We start from the raw sequence: 19,643 nt of genomic DNA, 5'->3' as shown, positions 1-19,643 counted from the left end.
TGATCGATTGTTAATGATTATTCAGGCAATACTGCTCGTACTGATTTGATGATACCACTGCTGTCCAATCCGCAATTTGCAAGCATCTGCGCATGCTCGCCCTGCTCAATAAAAATATCCGGCAATCCAAGCTGTAGTACGCCAACTTGAATTCGCTGACTGTTAAGCGATTCTATGACAGCACTGCCGGCACCGCCCATTACCGTATTTTCTTCCACGGTTACCAGCAAATTATGATCCGCGGTCAGCGATGCCAAAAGATCATCATCCAGCGGTTTGATAAAACGCATATTAACCACTGTGGCATTCAGTTCATCTCCCGCCGCCAGACAAGGCGCCAACATACTGCCAAAAGCCAGCAGAGCAATTTTTTTCCCTTGACGCCGGATTTCTCCGCGTCCGATAGGTAATGCCTGCATTTCTTTTTGAACCTGTATACCCGGTCCAGTTCCCCGGGGATAACGAACTGCTGTTGGTGTGTCGAGTTTAAACGCGGTATACAACATTTGTCTGCATTCATTTTCATCTGCAGGTGCCATCACGGTCATATTCGGAATGCAGCGCAAATAGGTCAGATCAAAACTGCCCGCATGCGTGGGCCCATCCGCCCCGACCAAGCCGGCCCGATCAATGGCAAACACTACAGGTAAATTCTGAATCGCCACATCGTGAATCAATTGATCATAGGCACGCTGCAAGAAAGTTGAATAAATCGCCACAACCGGTTTTAAGCCATCGCATGCCGCACCCGCCGCGAATGTGACCGCATGCTGCTCGGCTATGCCCACGTCAAAATAGCGCTCCGGATATTCTTCGGAAAAACGAACCAATCCCGAGCCTTCGCGCATCGCTGGTGTCACACCGATCAGACGGGAATCCTGCGCTGCCATGTCACATAGCCAATCACCAAAAATTTGTGTATAGGTGGGTTTGCCATTTGATTTGGCCACAATCCCTTTTTTCGGATCAAACTTTCCCACCCCGTGGTACAAAATGGGGTCTTCTTCCGCCACCTTGTAGCCCGCGCCTTTACGGGTCACGACATGCAGGAATTGTGGCCCCTCCAGCTGCTTGATATTTCCCAGGGTAGTAACCAATACATCCAAATCATGACCATCGATCGGGCCAATATAATTAAACCCGAATTCTTCAAATAAAGTACCCGGTGTCACCATCCCTTTAACATGCTCTTCAGCACGCTTGGCCAATTCCAGCACCGTCGGAACAACCCCTAATACCTTCTCACCCGCACGCCGCGCCGTCGCATAAAATCGTCCTGACATCAGCTTGGCCAGATAATTGTTAAGTGCTCCCACGGGACGGGATATTGACATGTCATTGTCATTCAGAATAACCAGTAAATTCGCATCCATCACGCCAGCATTATTCAATGCCTCAAATGCCATGCCCGCACTCATGGCGCCATCGCCAATAATCGCGATAGCTCGCCGATCAGTCCGGTTTAATTGCGCAGCAACCGCCATACCCAACGCGGCACTGATCGAAGTACTTGAGTGCGCAGTACCAAACGCGTCATATTCACTTTCATCCCGTCGTGGAAAACCGGCCAGACCGTCCTGCATGCGTAATTTATTCATTCCATTGCGACGGCCTGTCAGAATTTTATGCGCATACGTCTGATGTCCCACATCCCAAACCAATTGATCGTGAGGTGTATTAAACACGTAATGTAAAGCAATGGTTAATTCAACTGTGCCCAAATTGGAAGAAAGGTGCCCACCGGTTTTTGCGACAGAATCTATCAGGAAACTGCGTAATTCTTTAGCAAACTGCGGTAACTTCTTCTGATCCAATTCTCGTAACTGGAAGGGTAAATTTATGGTATCTAACAATGGATACATTCAATGCCTGAAAATAAAAGATGTAGAAAAAATTCTTGGAATCAGAATTTACGTTTAATTATAAAATCAGTTACCTGACGCAACCTTAGCGCAGCTTCATTAAAACCATCCAATGCTTGATAAGCATCATGCTGAAGTTTCTCAGCCAGCTCGCGTGCCTGACTGATGCCCAGAATACTGACATAAGTCGGTTTATTATGCTCTGCATCTTTCCCTGCGGTTTTACCTAATGTCGCTGTTGTTGCCTCGGTATCCAGCAAATCATCAACCACTTGGAATGCCAAACCGACACACTTGGCAAAATGATCCAGCTGAGCCAATTGTTCATCATTCAAACAGCTACTGCACCGCGCTCCCAGCATCACCGCAGCACGAATCAACGCACCGGTTTTATGGATATGCATGAACTCCAATTCTGGCAAACTGAGCATCTTACCGACACTATCCAGATCAAATGCCTGTCCTCCCGCCATGCCCCGAGAGCCTGACGCCAATGCCAACTGCGCAATCATCTGCAGCTGCGTTTCAGGCATATCCGCCAGCGGCTTTTCCGCCAGCAATTCAAACGCAAGCGTCTGCAGGCTATCGCCCGTCAGCAATGCGGTAGCTTCGTCATACTCGACATGACAGGTCGGTTTTCCCCGCCGCAAAATATCGTCATCCATGCAAGGCAAATCATCATGCACCAAAGAGTAAGCATGAATCAGCTCCACGGCGGCAGCCACCACGGTTACGCGTTCCAAATCGGCAGCGACAAGCTCACCCGCCGCAAATGATAATAATGGGCGCACGCGTTTCCCACCGCCCAGCACCGAATAGCGCATGGCTTTATGCAATCGTTCAGGGACGCAATCGGCGGCTGGCAATCTCGCCTCCAAGAAAGTTTCAATACGTGCCTGACAAGCAGCCGCCCAACTCTGAAAATCAGGATTCATCGCTATCAGATCGGGTAAAGTTCTTTAACATTCCGGCTTCAAGTACACGCACTTGCTGCTGCGCACTTTGTAATTTATCCTGACAATATTGCAGCAATTCCGCACCACGCTGATAGGCGGAGAGCGAAGCCTCCAATGTCATTTGTCCTGCTTCCATAGCCGCCACTATTTTTTCAAGTTCGGCGGATGCTGCTTCAAAACTCTCGGGTTGAGACGAAACAGCTTGTTTAGATGATTTGTTCATAAAAAACTTTAGCCAGCAAATAAGATACTGATAAAAATCATAGGTGATTTTATTACAAAAAACAGATAAAAATAACGCAAGAAGCAATATGAGGTCAATGCAAATTTAGCAAAAGCGGTTTCAATTATCCACCATCTCCCACAAACAAAGCTAACTTTCATAACTTGGGAAATCGCTTCCAATTCTCTCTGCTACCCTCAATTTTACTGTACTAGCCGGCAATATTGATACATAGGCCTTACTATGGCAAGATACAGGCTTCGGTCAAGATCGCTGGAATTGTGAATATTTGCTCTTCAGAATAAATTTAAACCATGTATATACATCATGATTCAAAATCATGACCGCCTATTTCAGTAAAATACCAGGGGTTGGATTTTCAATACTAAAACCCATTCTGTATTTCAAATGCATTTAAATTGAGACGACATTGAACGACGAAAATATTAATCAAATTGTTGGATATTTCGAAACCGTGCCACTATGGCCATTTGTATTATTTGGCTTATTAGGAATAGTAGCTATTATGGTGGATATTATTAACCGTAAGCGCCGTGCCTTGGCCATCGATAACTTTCGCTACACGATTGAAAAGGAGTTTGCCGATATGTATCCGGAGCATAAACGCTGGCCCAAAAATATTAACCATTATCTTACCGCCCGCTTGCCGGAAATGTATCATAATTTTGAAGTACTACGCGTATTCATTCCACAAGATCGCTTACGTGAATACAACACAGATTGGAACAATTTCCGTGATTTCTGTCGTAGCCTTACCGATGAAAAGATTGCCGCAGCCGAACAAAACTCCACTGCCACGAATCAACCTGCCAGCACCGGACTCGATCCCAAGATAGAATTTCATCAACTACTATCGAACTTACTCAAACATACGCATATTTAAACATTCTGAGTGGATCTATCAAATACAAGTTAACAGCAAATTGATTCGTAATTAACATTCCTCGAATTTATACAGAAATATTCACACCGTATGACCAAACACGATAAACCGGGCAATCCCTTAGTGACGGTGCGACCAGTAATGACATATCGTGATATGAGTAAGTTTATTGATGTGCCCTGGCATATCTACACAAATGACCCGATGTGGGTACCGCCATTGCGTCTGGAACGACGTTTTCATTTCTCCCGTTATAATCCTTTTTTTAAACACGGTGAGTGGCAAGCCTGGGTGGCATTTCAGGATGGTCGACCCGTTGGCCGTATCAGCGCACAAATCGACTCGCTGCACCAGGAACGCTACGGGACAGACAGCGGCCACTTCGGTTTAATGGAGTGCATCGACAATTCGGAAGTGTTTGCCGCTTTGATGCTTCACGCGGAAGCATGGTTAGCTTCCCGGCAAATTCGCCGTATCAGCGGCCCGTTCAATCTTTCAATAAATCAGGAATGCGGCATACTGGTGGACGGATTTGATACGCCGCCCGTTATCATGATGCCGCACTCAGCGCGCTGGTATGACCGCTTATTGACAGAGCAGGAATATTATCCGGCCAAAGATTTATTGGCATACCGGGTTAGAGTGGATTTTGAAATACCACGCATCATGCAGATACTGATCAGTCGCTTTTCCTCACAAATTACAATACGCACACTCCGTCGCGATAGATTTGATGAAGAAATGGAAATGCTACGCGATATCTTCAACGATGCTTGGTCTGAAAACTGGGGATTCATTCCCTTTACACAGGAAGAATTCGCCGAACTGGGGAGTAGTCTGCGCCTGCTGCTACCGGATGAATTCATCCAAATTGCCGAAGTCAATGGCAAACCTGCGGCATTTATGGTGGGTTTACCTAATCTTAACGAAGTTTTAGCTAAGCTGAACGGAAACCTGTTTCCATTCGGTTGGCTCAAGCTCATCAGAAGCATAAGGAATCATGAAATTCGCTCAGGCCGTATACCGCTGATGGGAGTACGCAAACAGTTTCATAATACACCGATGGGTCTGGCACTGGCATGCCTGGTCATTGATGCGCCCCGGCAAGCTGGCATCGCCCGCGGTATTCAGGAAGTTGAAATGTCGTGGATACTGGAAGATAACATGGCAATGCGCAATATTCTCGATCATCTGGGTTGTGAGCAGTACAAGCGCTATCGCATCTACCAAAAAATATTATGAGCGATGCATTCAATCCGGCATCGCAGCAATTTGTTGCCCTGGTTCTAGCCGCCGACCGCACCGGCAAAGATCCTATCACGCAACATACCGGTGCGGCTTGCAAAGCCTTCGCGCCGGTTGACGGCATTCCGATGATTATCCGCGTTCTGGATACGTTGATGGCTTGTAATCAAATCTCCAGCGTCATTTTATGCGGCCCTCCAGAATCCTTGCACGCCCATTGCCCGGAATTAAAACAGCGCATCGCTTCAGGGCAAGTAAAGTGGCTCCCCAACTTAGACTCTCCTAGCCGCAGCGCCGAGAGTGGTCTTAATCACGTATCCAGCAATACACCGGTATTATTAACCACTGCCGATCATGCCTTACTCACGCCCGGCATTGTGCAGAATTTTTTGCAAAAATCACTCGCAGTAAATAGCGATGCCACAGTCGGTGCAATTAATCAGAACGTGATCGCGAGCGCATTCCCAAGTGCCAAGCGCACAGTCATCCGTTTGAGTGATGGCGGATTTTGTGGTTGCAATTTGTTTACATTCAAGCCGCAAGGGCGCTCAGTGGTAAAATTCTGGTGCAAAGCGGAAGATTTACGCAAACGCCCATGGCGTTTAATTGCACAAGCCCTCGGATTCAAAACGGTATTTTCTTATTTGTTGGGATCCTTGACATTGCACCAGGCGTTAACGGCAGTATCGGAAAAATCCGGGGTAACCATACAAGCCATTATGCTGGACGATCCACGCGCCGGAGTAGACGTGGATAAAGTCGAAGACTTGGTACTGGCTGAGTCGATACTCAGATCAGAATCATGAAATTAATCGAACGCTATATCGCACGGGAAATAATGCTGCCTTTCACGGTAGTTATTCTCATCCTGATCGGACTATTCGCCAGTTTCAGCAGTGCCAGACTTTTAGCCGGTGCCGTCACGGAAACCTTGGGAATCGCCGGTTTGATCAAACTGGTTTTTCTCAAAACCCTGATCGCATTGGAGGTGTTAATTCCCATCGCCCTCTATATTTCAGTCATTATGGGTCTGGGAAGACTCAACAAAGATCAGGAATTGAATGTTATCCGTTCAGTAGGCATCAGCGGCCACCGCATTGTTATTGCGGTACTGAGCGTCGCGATACCGGTAGGTATCATCAGTGGCATGTTGTCATCCTATGTTCGTCCCTGGGCTTATGGGGAAAGCTACATTCTCGACGCGCAGGCAGAGGCGGAACTCAACACCAATCGATTTCAAGCCGGACGGTTCTATGGTAGCGAAAAAAGTGGCAGGGTAATCTATGTACGCAATAAGAATGAAGCGGACAAACAAATGCAAAATATTTTTCACTACATCAAGAAACCTGACAGCAGTGAAATCGTCATTGCCAAACAAGCTCAACAAATTAAACCCACAGCAGAAGACGATAGACCGCACATTCAGTTATCGGAAGGTACTATCTATCAGTTGACAAGCATCGCCAGCACCGATGATGTTATTCAGTTCAAAAAGATGATCTATTTCATTGATAATGATTTTGTTACCAATTACCGGCGCAAAGCGGCCGCGACAAGAACACTGTGGGAATCCGATCTGCCGCGTGACATAGCCGAGTTGCAATGGCGCATCTCACGTCCGCTTGCTACCGTACTACTGGCGCTCATTGCTTTAACGTTCATTCATACCGCTCCACGCCAAGACAAAACGGAAAAAACCTATCTCATTGCTGCCTTGGTTTTCGCCGCATACTATAATCTGAGCGGATTAGCAAAAACATGGGTTGAACAGGAAACGATTGGCAGCGTACCTGGCGTATGGTGGTTGGAACTGCTCATGCTACTGGCACTCATCACTTATGCCCTGATTGTTAGACAAAAACAATCACGCTCAAGATAATGATTTATCGATATATCTCTGGTCAGGTACTGATTGGCTTCTTGATTGCCATCGCTGTGATATTACCGCTTTTCAGTTTCTTTGACTTACTTGATCAATTGGACGATGTAGGGAGAGGCACTTATCATATTACCGATGCGTTTCTTTATACCACCCTGCTGTTACCACGCAGATTTATTCAAATTGCCCCTTTTGTGGCTTTATTAGGTACAGTCACGGCACTGGGTAAATTGGCGGTACATTCGGAATTGATTGCCATGCGGGTTGCCGGACTTTCCCCCTGGCGCATCAGCCTCGCACCTCTAAGTATCGGCATTTTACTTTTGCTGGGCGTTGCCATCTTAGAGCAATTCATTGCGCCGCAATTGCAACAGAAAGCAATTACTTACCGGGCTATTGCATTAGAGCAAAGTGCTGAACTCGGAAGAAATCTGGGAATCTGGACACGCAATGAAAAGAATATTCTGCGTATCGGTCAAATCATCAGCAATAATAAAGCAGCCGCTATTGAAATCCTACAACTGAATGAAGAAGGCTTTTTAGCTGCCCATGTCCTGGCTCAAACTGCAGAAATTGTCGATAATGAGACCTGGAAACTCAGCAATGTTATCGTCAGAACTTTTGCAAACAATCAAATCACGGTAGCTCACCATACTACTTTACACTGGTCTTCCTTTGTCAGCCCGGAAGACATCGCCACATTGACTAAACCGCCGGAGAGCCTGTCACCGCTTGAGTTGTTCCGGCATGTTGAATTTCTACGCAGCACCGGACAGGAGGCGGATTCTTATGCACTGGCATTATGGCGGAAAATCGGCAGTGCGTTAATGACCATCGCAATGCTGTTATTATCCATTCCTTTTGTTTTTGGATCCATCCGCAGCGGTTTGAGCAACAAATTGGTATTCGCTTCGCTGATTGGTATCGCGGTTTACTTGCTCGATCAAATTATTGCAAATGCGGGTTTGATATTACAATTAAATCCAGCGCTGATAGCACTGATACCCGGCTTTACTATAATTATGGTAGCCAATGTATGGTTACGCAGAACTAATTAATTCCAAATATTAAATAGAAAAAAACACACCCAGATATAACCTTAAAAACCATATAAATACGAAAAAATGGGACAATTTGCGGTAATAGGCTTAGGGCGGTTTGGCTCAGCAGCATCGTTGGAATTAATACGCCTTGGACATTCAGTAATCGGTGTGGATATTAACGCAAAAATTGTGAACCAAATAGCCGATCAATTGACCCTTGCAGCAGTAGCGGACGGAACGGACGAACACGCGCTTAAAGATCTGAACATAACAGCTTGTGATGCCGCGTTGGTAGCAATTGGAGAAAGTCTGGAAGCTAGTATATTGTGTGTACTACTGCTCAAAAGCATGAACATCACAGAAATTTGGGTCAAAGCCACTTCAAAACCACACCATACTATTCTCTCTAGGATTGGAGTTTCCCGAATCATTCATCCTGAAGAAGAAATGGGTATAAAAGTGGCTCAATCGCTCAGCTATCCTATGGTCAATCAGTACATGCCGATCGGTCATAGTTTATATGTCGTTGAAATTAAAATAACCGAGAAATGCCAAGGCATCTCAATAGCAGAATTGTTAAAACAAGTTAAAGACTCTATAGATCCTTTACTGGTGCGGCGAAAAAAAACCATCTTCAAACGGATTGAACCCAGCTTTACCTTGGAAATGGATGACTCTCTCGTATTGGCAGGATCATTAAATGCGCTTAAAACAATTGCACCAAGGCTAGCGTAATCATGAAACCATGGGATCCCCATGTTTCACCTTATAAATTATCTGCAGCAAAAAAGTATGCATTTAACGTTAGCCCGCCGGCAGTTCTATTTCTCGGATTCATTTTGCTTATTGCAATCGGCTCTCTACTCCTAAAACTGCCCTTTGCTACGCATGTTGAAACCAGCTGGTTACAGTCTGTATTTACTGCAACTTCAGCGGTGACAGTTACAGGGCTGGTGATTCTCGATACAGGCACCCATTTTACGTTATTTGGTCAGATCATTATTGCATTGCTGATTCAAATAGGAGGCCTGAGCTTCATGACTTTTGCAATTGTTGCGGCATTAAGCTTAGGCACAAAACTGGGAATCGGGCAACAAATGATTGCGCAAGAAGCATTTAATCAAACCAGTCTGGAAAAAGTTGCTCACACCGCAAAATATGTACTGATTTACTCTTTGTTCATCGAACTAATCGGATTTATAGCGCTAACAGTAATTTGGCTCAATGATCTGGGGTTCGACAAGGCTGCCTACCATGCATTCTTTTATACCATTTCATCTTTTAATAATGCTGGGTTTGCGTTAAACAGTAATAGCCTGATGCATTATTCCGACAATTTATCAGTCAATCTTGTAATCACGGCTCTTTTTATTATTGGCGGTATTGGTTTTTTGGTATTGATAGATATAAAAACACAAAAAAAGTGGCACAAACTAAGCGTAAACAGCAAAATTGTATTAATCAGCACATTCATTATCAATCTCCTCGGATTCGTGCTTGTCTGGATTCTCGAAGCCCAAAACCCTGCAACATTAGGCCAATTATCTATTGCCGATCAAGCAATAGCTTCTTGGTTCCAGGCGGTAACGCCTCGAACGGCGGGCTTTAATACCTTAGCTATAGAAGAGTTGACTAATGCCACAACAACGCTGATGATCCTATTGATGTTTATCGGAGGAGGTTCGTTAAGCACCGCCAGCGGACTCAAAATAGGCACATTCGTGGTCTTGATCATGGCCACTTACACCTTTCTGCGTCGCAGGGATGACGTAGTTATATTGCAGCGTACTATACCGCAACATCAAGTCATGAAAGCGTTGGCGCTGGCAATTGTATCCATTACCATAATATTCATTGGAATATTTATATTGACTGCAATTGAAAAAGCACCATTTATTGATATCGTTTTCGAGGTAGTATCTGCACTCAGCACTGTAGGTTTATCCAGAGGATTAACCGCTCAGTTGAGTATGGAAGGAGAAATATTGATTATATTTATGATGATCGTTGGCCGTGTAGGCCCACTAACTTTCGCGTACTTTTTAGCCACTCCAAAGAAAAAGCATATTAAATATGCCAATGCAGACATACAGGTAGGCTAATTCTATTGATTAAAAATAATTTATGATCCGTTTAAAGTTAAAAAATATTTAACTGAAAAATCCTTACAGACATACAATCCAATAACTATTACACCACAGCATATGCCAGCTTCAACCTATATTCATATTTTCGGTGACAATGAAATAACCATTTGGGGGTTAACCGGATACGAGCGTCTGGAACGTATGCTGAAAGCATACGAATATGTCACGCTTGCCGAGGATGTCGAGAAAATTCCCACGAATGCCAGTACGTTGTTCCTGAACGCCAATTTTCTGTTCGATACCCGTGTACTTTCGGTATTGCTCAAACTGGATAAGAATATCGCTTTATACAATGAGGATGGATGTCCTGCTGCGATACGCACCGATGGCAATCAGGCACCGCGACTGCTGAGAAATCTGAACAATAACAAAAACCAGAATTACAAATTCGCACTGCTGACCATTCCACGAATTGGCTTGAAAGATTTGAAAATTGATTTTCAACAGAATCTGAAGAAAAAAGACCCGCCATATATTTTGCCTGTCAGCGAGGAAAATCGCGCACTATTGGAAAAAGAACTATTCTCCGGATCATACAAAGGTGTCACCGACCTCGTTACCAAATGGGTATGGCCATTACCGGCATATTGGGCTACACATTTCTGCGTGCGCCGAGGCTGGCAGCCCAATCATGTGACATACCTCAGTATCGTGCTTGCCATTCTGACCGGACTGGCCTTCTGGGCCGGATTCTTCGGCATAGGATTGTTGATGGGATGGTTCATGACTTTCCTGGATACGGTCGATGGAAAATTGGCACGGGTCACAGTAACTTCGAGCCGCATAGGAGACGTTCTGGATCACGGGTTGGACATCATCCATCCACCATTATGGTACCTGGCTTGGGGAGCGGGATTGGCAGGCACGCAAACCGCTATTCCCGGTCTGGAAATTTTCATGGGATTGATGTTTTTGGGTTATGTCGGCGGACGATTGTGCGAAGGCACATTTCAACTGTGGTTAGCGCCGTTTGATCTATTTATCTGGCAAAAACTGGATTCATTTAACCGCCTGATTACAGCCCGGCGTAATCCCAACCTGCTTTTTCTAAGCTGGGGTTGGTTGATTGACCGCCCGGATATCGGATTGTATCTGGTGGTATTCTGGCATTTGATCTCAACCGCTTTTCTCGCATGGCGCGTGCTCATGGCGTGGCAAACCAAAAATAGGGAAGGAACACTGAAATCCTGGCTGCAGGACATCGACCCGGCACGTGACCGGGAGATATTGGCGGTTAGAATTTTTACACGCCCCCCGATCGATCTTAGGAAGCCGTTTCCGCTATCCTGAAATTTCACGGCTCACAACACAACATCCAATGACTTTACAATCGCGAATAGATCGCATAACAGCCGGAACCGCCAAGATCGGCTGCCTGCTTAACCCCATGAGCGGTCAGGTGCGCAAAAGAAAGCCAGCCATTCGCCAGACATTGGAGGCCATACCGGGCATTCTCATCTGCGAAGCCAATGATGACCCCGGTTTTAAAACCGTTATTAATCAGTTCATCCGGAAGAATATCGACTTGCTGCTCATCGTTGCAGGAGACGGTACCACGCATGCAATTCTGGGTCATCTGTTCACATCACTGCACCCTGAGCAATGGCCACTCATCATGATTGTCCCGGGTGGAACCACCAATATGACACCATTGGGTTTAGGAATTCGCGGCAAAGCGGAAGAAATTATCCAGCGGTTGCATGACCTTCTGCTTAATTCATCCGCACCCAGATTGGTGCAACGTCCGGTTCTGCGCATCGAGCAAGCGGGAGCAGACTCGATTTACGGCATGTTTTTTGCCGCAGGACTGATCGCGCGCGGCGTCAAATTTTCGCGCAGCTCGGTGAAGCAAATCGGGGTCACCGGGAGTATTTTCACCTCGTTAATTATGCTGCGGTCTCTTATTGGCTTAATGACCGGCATGATACTTGGCCGCCATCAAAAGGAGTGGACGCCCGTTCAAATGGCGATGACAGAAGCTAGTGGCCGGAATCATCAGGGCACTTATTTATTTGTGTTGGTCAGCGCTCTGGATAATCTCCTACTCAATATCCGCCCTTATTGGGGCACAGAACCCGAACCGCTCCATGTAACATGGGTTGATCAACAATACAAACGCTTGTGGCGTTCATTATGGCCGCTACTTTCAGGTGGCGGTAGGACGCTACAGGAAAAAGATGGCTATTATAGCCATAACACCGCCGCCTTGACTGTGCACATGAATGATGAATACATTGTAGACGGTGAATTGTATCAATCTAATAATATACAAAATGCCCTGCGAATTACTGCAACCAACCCCGTAACGTTTTTAGTACTCAAGGACACCGCTATCACCATGACCTCTTCCGTAACACTACCCGCCCAACAACTACCCATTCGATTGATTAGCGAAGTTGCTTGGGAAAACAACAAGGAAACATCGCCCGATCTCATACCACTGATAGACGCTCTGATTATGCGCTTTGGCGAATCACTGGATGCCGTAATGCTTTACGGTTCCTGTCTGCACTCTTCCGTCAGCCTGGACGAAGGCATAGTCGACCTGTATGTCATTGTTAATAGCTACTACAATGCTTATCCACAAAAATATTTAGCCAATTTGAACGCCTGGCTGCCACCCAATGTTTTTTATCTCGAAGTACCGCACCAGGAACGTACATTACGCGCCAAATACGCGGTTATTTCGACCAAGGATTTTGAACGTGGCGCGCAATTCTGGTTTCATCCTTATATCTGGGCACGTTTTGCACAACCATCACGACTGCTCTATTTTCGCGATGATATCGTACGGGAACGCCTGTATGTCGCACAAGCTCACTCTGTGGTTAATTTCCTGAAATCCGGTGTCCCTACAATCGATGCCGGCATATGGGATGTAGAAGAAATCTGGACTCGCTGCCTGACACTGACCTATGCGGCTGAATTACGCGCTGAGCGTGAAACACGTGCGCATCATCTGGCCCAAACCAACCTCAGCGCATTTACCCGCCTGACAGATGTTGCAAGCCCCTTGCTGAAAGAAATACTGGAAAAACAAGCTAATGGAAAATATCGCTGCCTGACCACACCCGAGATGCAACGGCAAGCACACTGGCATTGGCGTTTGCGCCGCTGGCAGGGAAGAATCCTGTCTATCCTGCGCTTATCCAAAGCTACACTGACATTTAATAATAGCGTAGCTTACGCCGCATGGAAAATCGAGCGACATACCGGCGTGCATGTGGAAGTTACACCGGTATTACGCCGTCATCCCATTCTATGGGGCTTGAAAGTAGCTTGGCGGTTATTACGCCACGGCGTGATACGTTAAACAGATCAATCACGTTATAAAGATCAAGATTAATAACCGGTTACCTGATAATAAAATTACCAACCGAATTTTCTTAGGGAGATCATCATGAATCATTTATATCGTTTATTCTTACTTCCAATCCTCGTATTACTCACTGCTTGCACTACGATGTATCTTGAAGGATTGGAAAAAGTCGGCATTCCCAAACGGGATGTCATGGTTTATCGCGTTGAGAAAGCGCGCGACACACAAGAAGAAACCAAAGAGCAATTCAAATCCGCTCTGGAACAGTTCACTGCCGCCACTAACTTCCAAGGTGGTAATCTCGAAGCCACCTATAACAAACTGAATGACGCGTATGAAGCCAGCGTCAGCAAAGCTGAGGAAGTAAATAGCCGCATTGCGGATATCGAAAGCGTTTCTGAAGCATTATTTTCAGAATGGAAACAAGAAATTACGCAATACAGCAATGCATCGATGAAACAAAGCAGCCAAAAAAAACTGGAGTCAACCCAAGCACACTACCGCCAATTGATTGCCTCAATGAAACAGGCCGAAACCAAAATTGAACCTATTCTCCGGGTTTTCCAGGATCAAGTTATGTTCCTCAAGCATAACCTGAATGCACGTGCCATTGCTTCGCTCAAGAATGAATTGGGAACGATTAAATCCGATGTATCCGCACTCATTGCTTCGATGGAACAATCGATCAATGAGGCCAACGCGTTTATCAGCACGATGGAAAAATAAATCATCTCAGGATACTTCGGAATAGCTCATCAGATACTATTCCGAAGCTTCCAACAATCAGGAAAAGCCAGTGGCTTTAAAACCAACCATCTATAAATTCAAGATTGCACTGACGGATCTCAATCGCAATTACTACGACTCACTCCATCTGACCATCGCCCAGCACCCCTCAGAAACGCTTGAACGCATGATGACGCGCATGCTCGCATTTTGCATTAATGCTCGGGAATCGCTGTTGCTCACCAAGGGGTTGAGTACTGTAGAGGAACCCGACCTCTGGGCACATAGCCCGGATGGCCGGATTGCATTGTGGATCGATATCGGTGAACCCGCTCCGGAACGAATCAAAAAGGCGACGCGGCTTGCTGATACGGTCAAAGTGTATAGTTTTAACTCCAAATCGAATATCTGGTGGATACAGGAACAAGCGAAATTTAATGCATTGACGGCCTCTATTTTCCAGTTTCAATGGCACAATATCCAGGCACTGGCAAAGTTAGCACAACGAACCATGGATATATCCATCACGATCTCCGAAGAATCTGCTTATGTGGCGACGGAATTAGGGGAGTGTGAAGTAAGTTGGGTACCGCTATACGTTAATTGATTCTCATAACATATGAGAATCAAAGGGAGTCTGAATGTTCAATGCTAAGCAACTTTTGCCATTAAATTTTTTCATAATCTTCAGTATCGGAGTCAAATCGCCCTTCAGAAATGCCGCTCAAGATACTCTCTGAGAACAACAGCGTGATTATGTCCTTCATCCTTCGCGCCATAAACGAGCGTAACCGGACCATGATTCACGTGCTTGGCGAGTTGCTCGACAGCTTCCGAATTATGACAAAGTTCCAGAAAATATCGATCTCGAAATTCAATCCATTTTAATCGGTCATGACCAAACCATTTGCGCAAAGAAGTACTAGGCGCCACATCCTTGAGCCATAAATCAATATGTGCTGAATCCTTGGAAATTCCTCGCGGCCATAACCGATCGACAAGAATTCGGAATCCGTCACTTGGCATATACGGTTCATACGCTCGTTTAAGCAGTATGGTCATCAGAGCTCGTTTACCCGGCAAAACCGATAACCCAGAAATGACTGAATCGAATAAGCCAGCATTGGTTTTAACTAGACCCTCTCAATCAATACAAACCGTTTCCGCTATATGTCGAAACATCGAATTAGCCGAGAAACCAAACCACTCTCTGGATTCTTCATGGTGCGCGCCGATCACCATGCCTGTGGCGTTTTTGTCAGGATATAGCAGCATCGTGATCGAGCGGGCCTTATGATAGGTACAATCAAATTCATACAAGGTTTTAACTGCATAATGCCCGCCTTTTTGCTTCTCATCATAGCTGGAAAGCACCCAAACTTTCCTGAACTGATCGTTCTTCTGCATCGTCTCAGGATCAAAATAATGGATTTCACCTTGCTTGGTGACCATATCCAGCTTAATCCACTTGGCGTGTACGGGGATGACAACGAATAACAGGAGTAGTACGGGTAAATATTTCTTCATCATTAATTGTTATAATTTGCGGGTTTGAGCTGTTTTCTCATTCTACTCAATGCCTAAACAGCAGGTAATTCGAACAGGTTTCATTTTTGCGCGACAAAACCATAAATGTAAGTCATTTTGCCATTAAATAGTTCCAACTGCTGGTGTTTTCAACTATTCTTAGCATCCATACGGCCTGTGATATTGGGCTCTTTATCCGCAGACTTTTGAAAAATTGCACGACAATACGTTGGTTGCAGCTTTGCTGATCGTTGGGGCGATCTGTATCGCGTAATGATTCCGTATCGGGTGGACGCTGCGGGAAGTTTTTGTACTAAAACGATCAACCAATGAACACGACGAGCAACGATAGTTTTATGAATAGCCTTAATCTGGAGTTAAATATGATGGAAGAATTGAATCAAGCCTGGATCATGTTAAAGCTTGGTGGAATTATTATCATACCGCTGGTCTTATTGGGGGTTATTGCGGTGGCAATCATGCTTGAGAAGGCATTTATCTATTGGCGCTATGCGCGTCTTTCCAACGATTTACTCAATCTGGTGGAAACTTATGGTTTCAAATGGAACGATCTGGAAAAAATACTTTCCGGACTGGATAGTCGTCATTATTACAAGCGTTTCTTTGAAGTGGTGATTTCCAACCGGCATCAGCCGACCTGGTGGACGGAATCCCGCGCCGCCGATGAGGCGCAAATTATTGAGGAATCGCTTGCACGTCGATTATGGGCGTTGGAAACCATTGTTACCGCGGCACCATTGCTTGGACTGGTAGGGACGGTGATCGGTATGATGCGCGCCTTTCAGGTAATCGGCAGCGAAGGTCTGGTCAACCCTACGGCGGTCACCGGCGGGGTTGCCGAAGCGCTCATTGCTACCGTAGTTGGTCTGGCAATTGCTCTGGTAGCTTTGTTTGGATTCAATTATTTTTCCCGCCTGCAATCGCTAACGATGGATGAAATGGAACGCCTGGGTACGCGACTGATCGACAATATCCGTCGGGATCAACAGGATTATCACAATGAAACTGCGTAAATCCCGCATCATTCCAAAAGGAAAAATTGAGATCATTCCGATGATCGATGTAATGTTTTTCTTGCTGGCAACATTCATGCTGGCTTCTTTATCGATGCAAAATCTGGATTCTTTGCAGGTCGATTTGCCCGAAGGGCAAGCCGAAAAGCTCAGCGCGGAAAAGCCGGTCACACTGACATTGACCAAAGACAGCAAAATCTATATCAATCAGACTATAGTCACGCTGGACACGCTGGCAACCACACTCAAACCGCTACTCGCGGATTCCAAGCAAAAATTAATTGTATCCGCGGATAATGAAGCGCCGCAAGGTGTCGTCGTGCAGGCCATGCTGCGCGCCCGATCAGCCGGAGCCCAACATTTTCTGATTGCAGTCAAACATAAATAACACCTTGAGAATGGCAAGTTCCCGATCGAAAGAAGTTCGCCTGTGGTGGCCGCTGCCATTGGCTGCGCTGATCTGGCTGCTGGTCATCTGGGGTCTAGGATTCTTTTTATCGCTACCGGAGGTGGAGATTGAGACGCCACCTCCCATCGCTGCCAGCTTCATCGATTTGGAAGAATCCAAGGATGCTAATAATTCGCTACCTGCATCACAACCCAGCGCCCCCGCTCCGCAACCCGAGAAACCCAAAATGGCTGAAACGCAACCTCCGCCCAAAGCACCGCCGACACCTGCTCAGCCACCGCCGTCAAGACCACCGATCAAGCCTAAGGCAGCCGAGAAGCCGAACAAACCCCAAGCGCCAATTCCGGCGCAGGAAGTTGCAAGAATGAAAACCCCTCCGGAGCCGCCTGCGGATACTCCCACGGATCTGTCCGAGTATATCAATCAAGCAAAAGCACGTCGCCACGCCGCAGAAGGAATCTTCGATTCCCAGGAAAGCGCTGCGTCCAGCAGTACCGCCAAACAACCTACAGCGGACGAAATCCGTATGGCGAATGTCCGGCGCAATCTGCAAAACCCGGGCACCAGTGGGATATTCCAGATTCTTCGCATTGGCCCGCGCACAGCGGAATTTTCTTTCCGCGCCTGGACTACCGGCCAAACCAATCCGCGATTACAGATGATTCGGGTCGAAGCCGGAACCGATGGCGATATTGAGCGCGCCATCATTCGCCGTATGATCCAACTGATTCGGGAATATTACAAAGAAGATTTTAATTGGGAATCGCACCGTCTGCATCGTGTCGTCGTTCTATCCGCACGAGAAAGAGATACTGCAGGATTGGAGGATTTCTTGATGCGCGAATTTTTCATTAACCCATCACGTTAAATCTTTCCCCAATTGTTCAAAAGCGCCTTAAGAAAAACTCTAAAAAAGTCGTAATTATGAGACACAGAGATTAATTTTGTTCTCTCCATTCTAACTAAGAATATCAACTAATTACATTTTATTATTGTATCGACTCCCCCGCGATGATAAGCAATAGCACTATTGAGATTTTTGTCAATGATTTGCAGCCCGGCATGTATATCAGTGACCTTGATCGTCCTTGGCTTGAAACACCCTACCCTATCCAAGGCATCCTGATTCAATCACAACTTGATATTGACGAACTTCGGCGTTATTGCAAGCACGTTTACGTGGACATTGACAGAAGTGAGCCATTCGCTGTTCAGCAGGATTTGTCAGGCACCTCTCATGACTCTCGGGGTATTTCAGATCAAGCTAAACCATCAGTAGTATCTCATGAATCGGGCGCTTCCTTCCCTGCTAATTCCATAGTCTCAGATCGGGGTAAACTACCGACAATGCATGAAACCAAGTCGCTCGACTCACTGTTACAACGCGCTAATACCTACAGTGACATCTGCACTGCGGCACAAGAAATTCCAGCGGCCACTAAAGCGTATAATATTGCCTCCACATTATTTACCGATATTAGCACCAGCCTTGAATGCAATACCCGAATCAACATGCGTATAGCGCATGAAGTGGTCGACACATTACGCGAAAGCGTTATTCGTAATCCCGATGCAGCATTGCTGCTGGCACAACTTAAAACCACAGGGAAAGAACTCTATGACAATGCCGTTAAGACTTCAATACATTTGCTTGCCTTCGGCCGTCATCTCGGCTTACCCCACAGGGAATTGAGCATTCTTGGATTGGGCGGATTACTGATGGATATCGGAAAGCAGCGTCTGCCTAAAGAAATCCAAGGCAAAAGAAATATGTCACTCACAGCGGATCAACGCAAATTAATGAAACAGCACATCGCTTATGGAGAAGAAATCATCACTCAACTAAGTGATGCACCAGAAGAAGTGGTACAGATTGTTCTACAGCATCATGAACGCGAGAACGGCAACGGCTATCCTTCCGGACTGTACGCTAATCAATTACATCCCTATGCGCGTATGGCCGCCATTATCGATTGCTATGAAGAACTTATCTGGGGGGAACCGCACATGCCAGGTTTAAAGCCTTTTCAAGCACTAAAAGAACTCAAGGATAACGCGCAAAACGGACTCAATTATACTTTGGTGGAGCAATTTTCGCAGTGTATCGGCATGTTTCCCGTAGGCAGTCTAGTTGAACTAAACAGCGGCGAAATTGCCATTATTCTTACTCACAATCGAACACAGCGATTTCTTCCTCAGGTCATGATCATCTGCGATGCCCAGAAGAAGCCTTATGATCATCCTGTAACCTTGGATCTAAGAATCGCCGGTAAAAATCCAGGGGGGGTTGAGTACGTTATTGTCAATGATCTCCCTCAAGGTGCTTACGGAATCGATCCAAAGAAATATTATTTATAAATACCAAAATC

At 45.9% G+C, this 19,643-nt stretch carries 20 protein-coding genes; 15 read left to right on the top strand and 5 right to left on the bottom strand.

Annotated elements, in window-relative coordinates:
• Positions 1–17: 17 nt before the first annotated feature.
• The 3 genes from dxs to CPG39_RS12220 are packed head-to-tail and all read right to left on the bottom strand — an operon-like array spanning position 18 to position 3,041.
• The gene (gene dxs / locus CPG39_RS12230; protein WP_096293836.1) at positions 18–1,862 is read right to left on the bottom strand and encodes a 1-deoxy-D-xylulose-5-phosphate synthase; all 1,845 of its coding nucleotides are present in this window, start codon (positions 1,860–1,862) and stop codon (positions 18–20) included.
• A 41-nt stretch (positions 1,863–1,903) separates the two neighbouring features.
• Positions 1,904–2,797, bottom strand: a complete 894-nt coding sequence (locus CPG39_RS12225; protein WP_096293834.1) for a polyprenyl synthetase family protein — start codon at positions 2,795–2,797, stop codon at positions 1,904–1,906.
• Positions 2,787–3,041 carry an exodeoxyribonuclease VII small subunit gene (locus CPG39_RS12220; RefSeq protein WP_013648417.1) on the bottom strand — a complete coding sequence of 85 codons (255 nt, stop codon included), beginning with the start codon at positions 3,039–3,041 and terminating at the stop codon, positions 2,787–2,789. Before CPG39_RS12220 ends, CPG39_RS12225 begins: the two co-directional genes overlap by 11 nt.
• A gap of 430 nt (positions 3,042–3,471) precedes the next feature.
• Between CPG39_RS12220 and CPG39_RS12215 the strand changes: the two genes are divergently transcribed.
• The 11 genes from CPG39_RS12215 (at position 3,472) to CPG39_RS12165 (ending at position 14,911) form a co-directional block, all read left to right on the top strand.
• Entirely contained in the window at positions 3,472–3,945 is a 474-nt protein-coding gene (locus tag CPG39_RS12215; protein WP_096293832.1) for a hypothetical protein, read from the top strand.
• Between the two features lie 90 nt (positions 3,946–4,035).
• Positions 4,036–5,187, top strand: a complete 1,152-nt coding sequence (locus tag CPG39_RS12210) for an N-acetyltransferase (RefSeq protein WP_096293830.1) — start codon at positions 4,036–4,038, stop codon at positions 5,185–5,187.
• Positions 5,184–5,996, top strand: a complete 813-nt coding sequence (locus CPG39_RS12205; RefSeq protein ID WP_096293828.1) for a nucleotidyltransferase family protein — start codon at positions 5,184–5,186, stop codon at positions 5,994–5,996. The genes CPG39_RS12210 and CPG39_RS12205 overlap by 4 nt, the downstream gene beginning before the upstream one ends.
• On the top strand, positions 5,993–7,069 hold the full coding sequence (lptF, locus tag CPG39_RS12200; RefSeq protein WP_096293827.1) for an LPS export ABC transporter permease LptF: 1,077 nt from the start codon (positions 5,993–5,995) through the stop codon (positions 7,067–7,069). The genes CPG39_RS12205 and lptF overlap by 4 nt, the downstream gene beginning before the upstream one ends.
• Complete coding sequence (gene lptG / locus CPG39_RS12195) at positions 7,069–8,127, top strand: LPS export ABC transporter permease LptG (protein ID WP_096293825.1); 1,059 nt, start codon at positions 7,069–7,071, stop codon at positions 8,125–8,127. The genes lptF and lptG overlap by 1 nt, the downstream gene beginning before the upstream one ends.
• 66 nt (positions 8,128–8,193) lie before the next feature.
• Positions 8,194–8,847 carry a potassium channel family protein gene (locus tag CPG39_RS12190; protein WP_096293823.1) on the top strand — a complete coding sequence of 218 codons (654 nt, stop codon included), beginning with the start codon at positions 8,194–8,196 and terminating at the stop codon, positions 8,845–8,847.
• Positions 8,848–8,951: 104 nt separating this feature from the next.
• Positions 8,952–10,214: a TrkH family potassium uptake protein gene (locus CPG39_RS12185; RefSeq protein WP_197702879.1), complete on the top strand. Its 1,263-nt coding sequence runs from the start codon at positions 8,952–8,954 to the stop codon at positions 10,212–10,214.
• 102 nt (positions 10,215–10,316) lie between these two features.
• A complete protein-coding gene (locus CPG39_RS12180) occupies positions 10,317–11,549 on the top strand; it encodes a CDP-alcohol phosphatidyltransferase family protein (protein WP_096293818.1) in 1,233 nt (410 codons plus the stop codon).
• A gap of 28 nt (positions 11,550–11,577) precedes the next feature.
• Positions 11,578–13,572 (top strand): diacylglycerol kinase family protein, encoded by a 1,995-nt coding sequence (locus tag CPG39_RS12175; RefSeq protein WP_096293816.1) that lies wholly within the window; start codon positions 11,578–11,580, stop codon positions 13,570–13,572.
• Between the two features lie 87 nt (positions 13,573–13,659).
• Complete coding sequence (locus CPG39_RS12170; RefSeq protein ID WP_096293815.1) at positions 13,660–14,304, top strand: DUF2959 domain-containing protein; 645 nt, start codon at positions 13,660–13,662, stop codon at positions 14,302–14,304.
• Positions 14,305–14,374: 70 nt separating this feature from the next.
• Positions 14,375–14,911, top strand: a complete 537-nt coding sequence (locus CPG39_RS12165; RefSeq protein WP_096293813.1) for a YaeQ family protein — start codon at positions 14,375–14,377, stop codon at positions 14,909–14,911.
• A 104-nt stretch (positions 14,912–15,015) separates the two neighbouring features.
• On the opposite strand, the gene CPG39_RS12160 is transcribed toward CPG39_RS12165, so the two are convergent.
• The gene (locus tag CPG39_RS12160) at positions 15,016–15,366 is read right to left on the bottom strand and encodes a DUF488 domain-containing protein (protein ID WP_096293811.1); all 351 of its coding nucleotides are present in this window, start codon (positions 15,364–15,366) and stop codon (positions 15,016–15,018) included.
• Positions 15,367–15,447: 81 nt separating this feature from the next.
• Complete coding sequence (locus CPG39_RS12155; RefSeq protein WP_231990306.1) at positions 15,448–15,834, bottom strand: surface-adhesin E family protein; 387 nt, start codon at positions 15,832–15,834, stop codon at positions 15,448–15,450.
• 326 nt (positions 15,835–16,160) lie between these two features.
• Here CPG39_RS12155 and CPG39_RS12150 point away from each other — a divergent pair, with 326 nt between their 5' ends.
• From CPG39_RS12150 to CPG39_RS12135, 4 genes are all read left to right on the top strand, one after another.
• Positions 16,161–16,865 carry a MotA/TolQ/ExbB proton channel family protein gene (locus tag CPG39_RS12150; protein WP_231990305.1) on the top strand — a complete coding sequence of 235 codons (705 nt, stop codon included), beginning with the start codon at positions 16,161–16,163 and terminating at the stop codon, positions 16,863–16,865.
• Positions 16,852–17,253, top strand: a complete 402-nt coding sequence (locus CPG39_RS12145; protein WP_013648430.1) for an ExbD/TolR family protein — start codon at positions 16,852–16,854, stop codon at positions 17,251–17,253. Before CPG39_RS12150 ends, CPG39_RS12145 begins: the two co-directional genes overlap by 14 nt.
• A 10-nt stretch (positions 17,254–17,263) precedes the next feature.
• Complete coding sequence (locus tag CPG39_RS12140; RefSeq protein ID WP_096293809.1) at positions 17,264–18,142, top strand: hypothetical protein; 879 nt, start codon at positions 17,264–17,266, stop codon at positions 18,140–18,142.
• A gap of 194 nt (positions 18,143–18,336) precedes the next feature.
• Positions 18,337–19,632: an HD-GYP domain-containing protein gene (locus tag CPG39_RS12135; RefSeq protein WP_197702878.1), complete on the top strand. Its 1,296-nt coding sequence runs from the start codon at positions 18,337–18,339 to the stop codon at positions 19,630–19,632.
• Positions 19,633–19,643: the final 11 nt, after the last annotated feature.

The sequence above is a fragment of the Nitrosomonas ureae genome (genome assembly GCF_900206265.1).
Classification (GTDB): domain Bacteria; phylum Pseudomonadota; class Gammaproteobacteria; order Burkholderiales; family Nitrosomonadaceae; genus Nitrosomonas; species Nitrosomonas ureae_C.
Note: the sequence above shows the minus strand (reverse complement) of the source record. Positions and strands in the feature narration are given on the sequence as shown.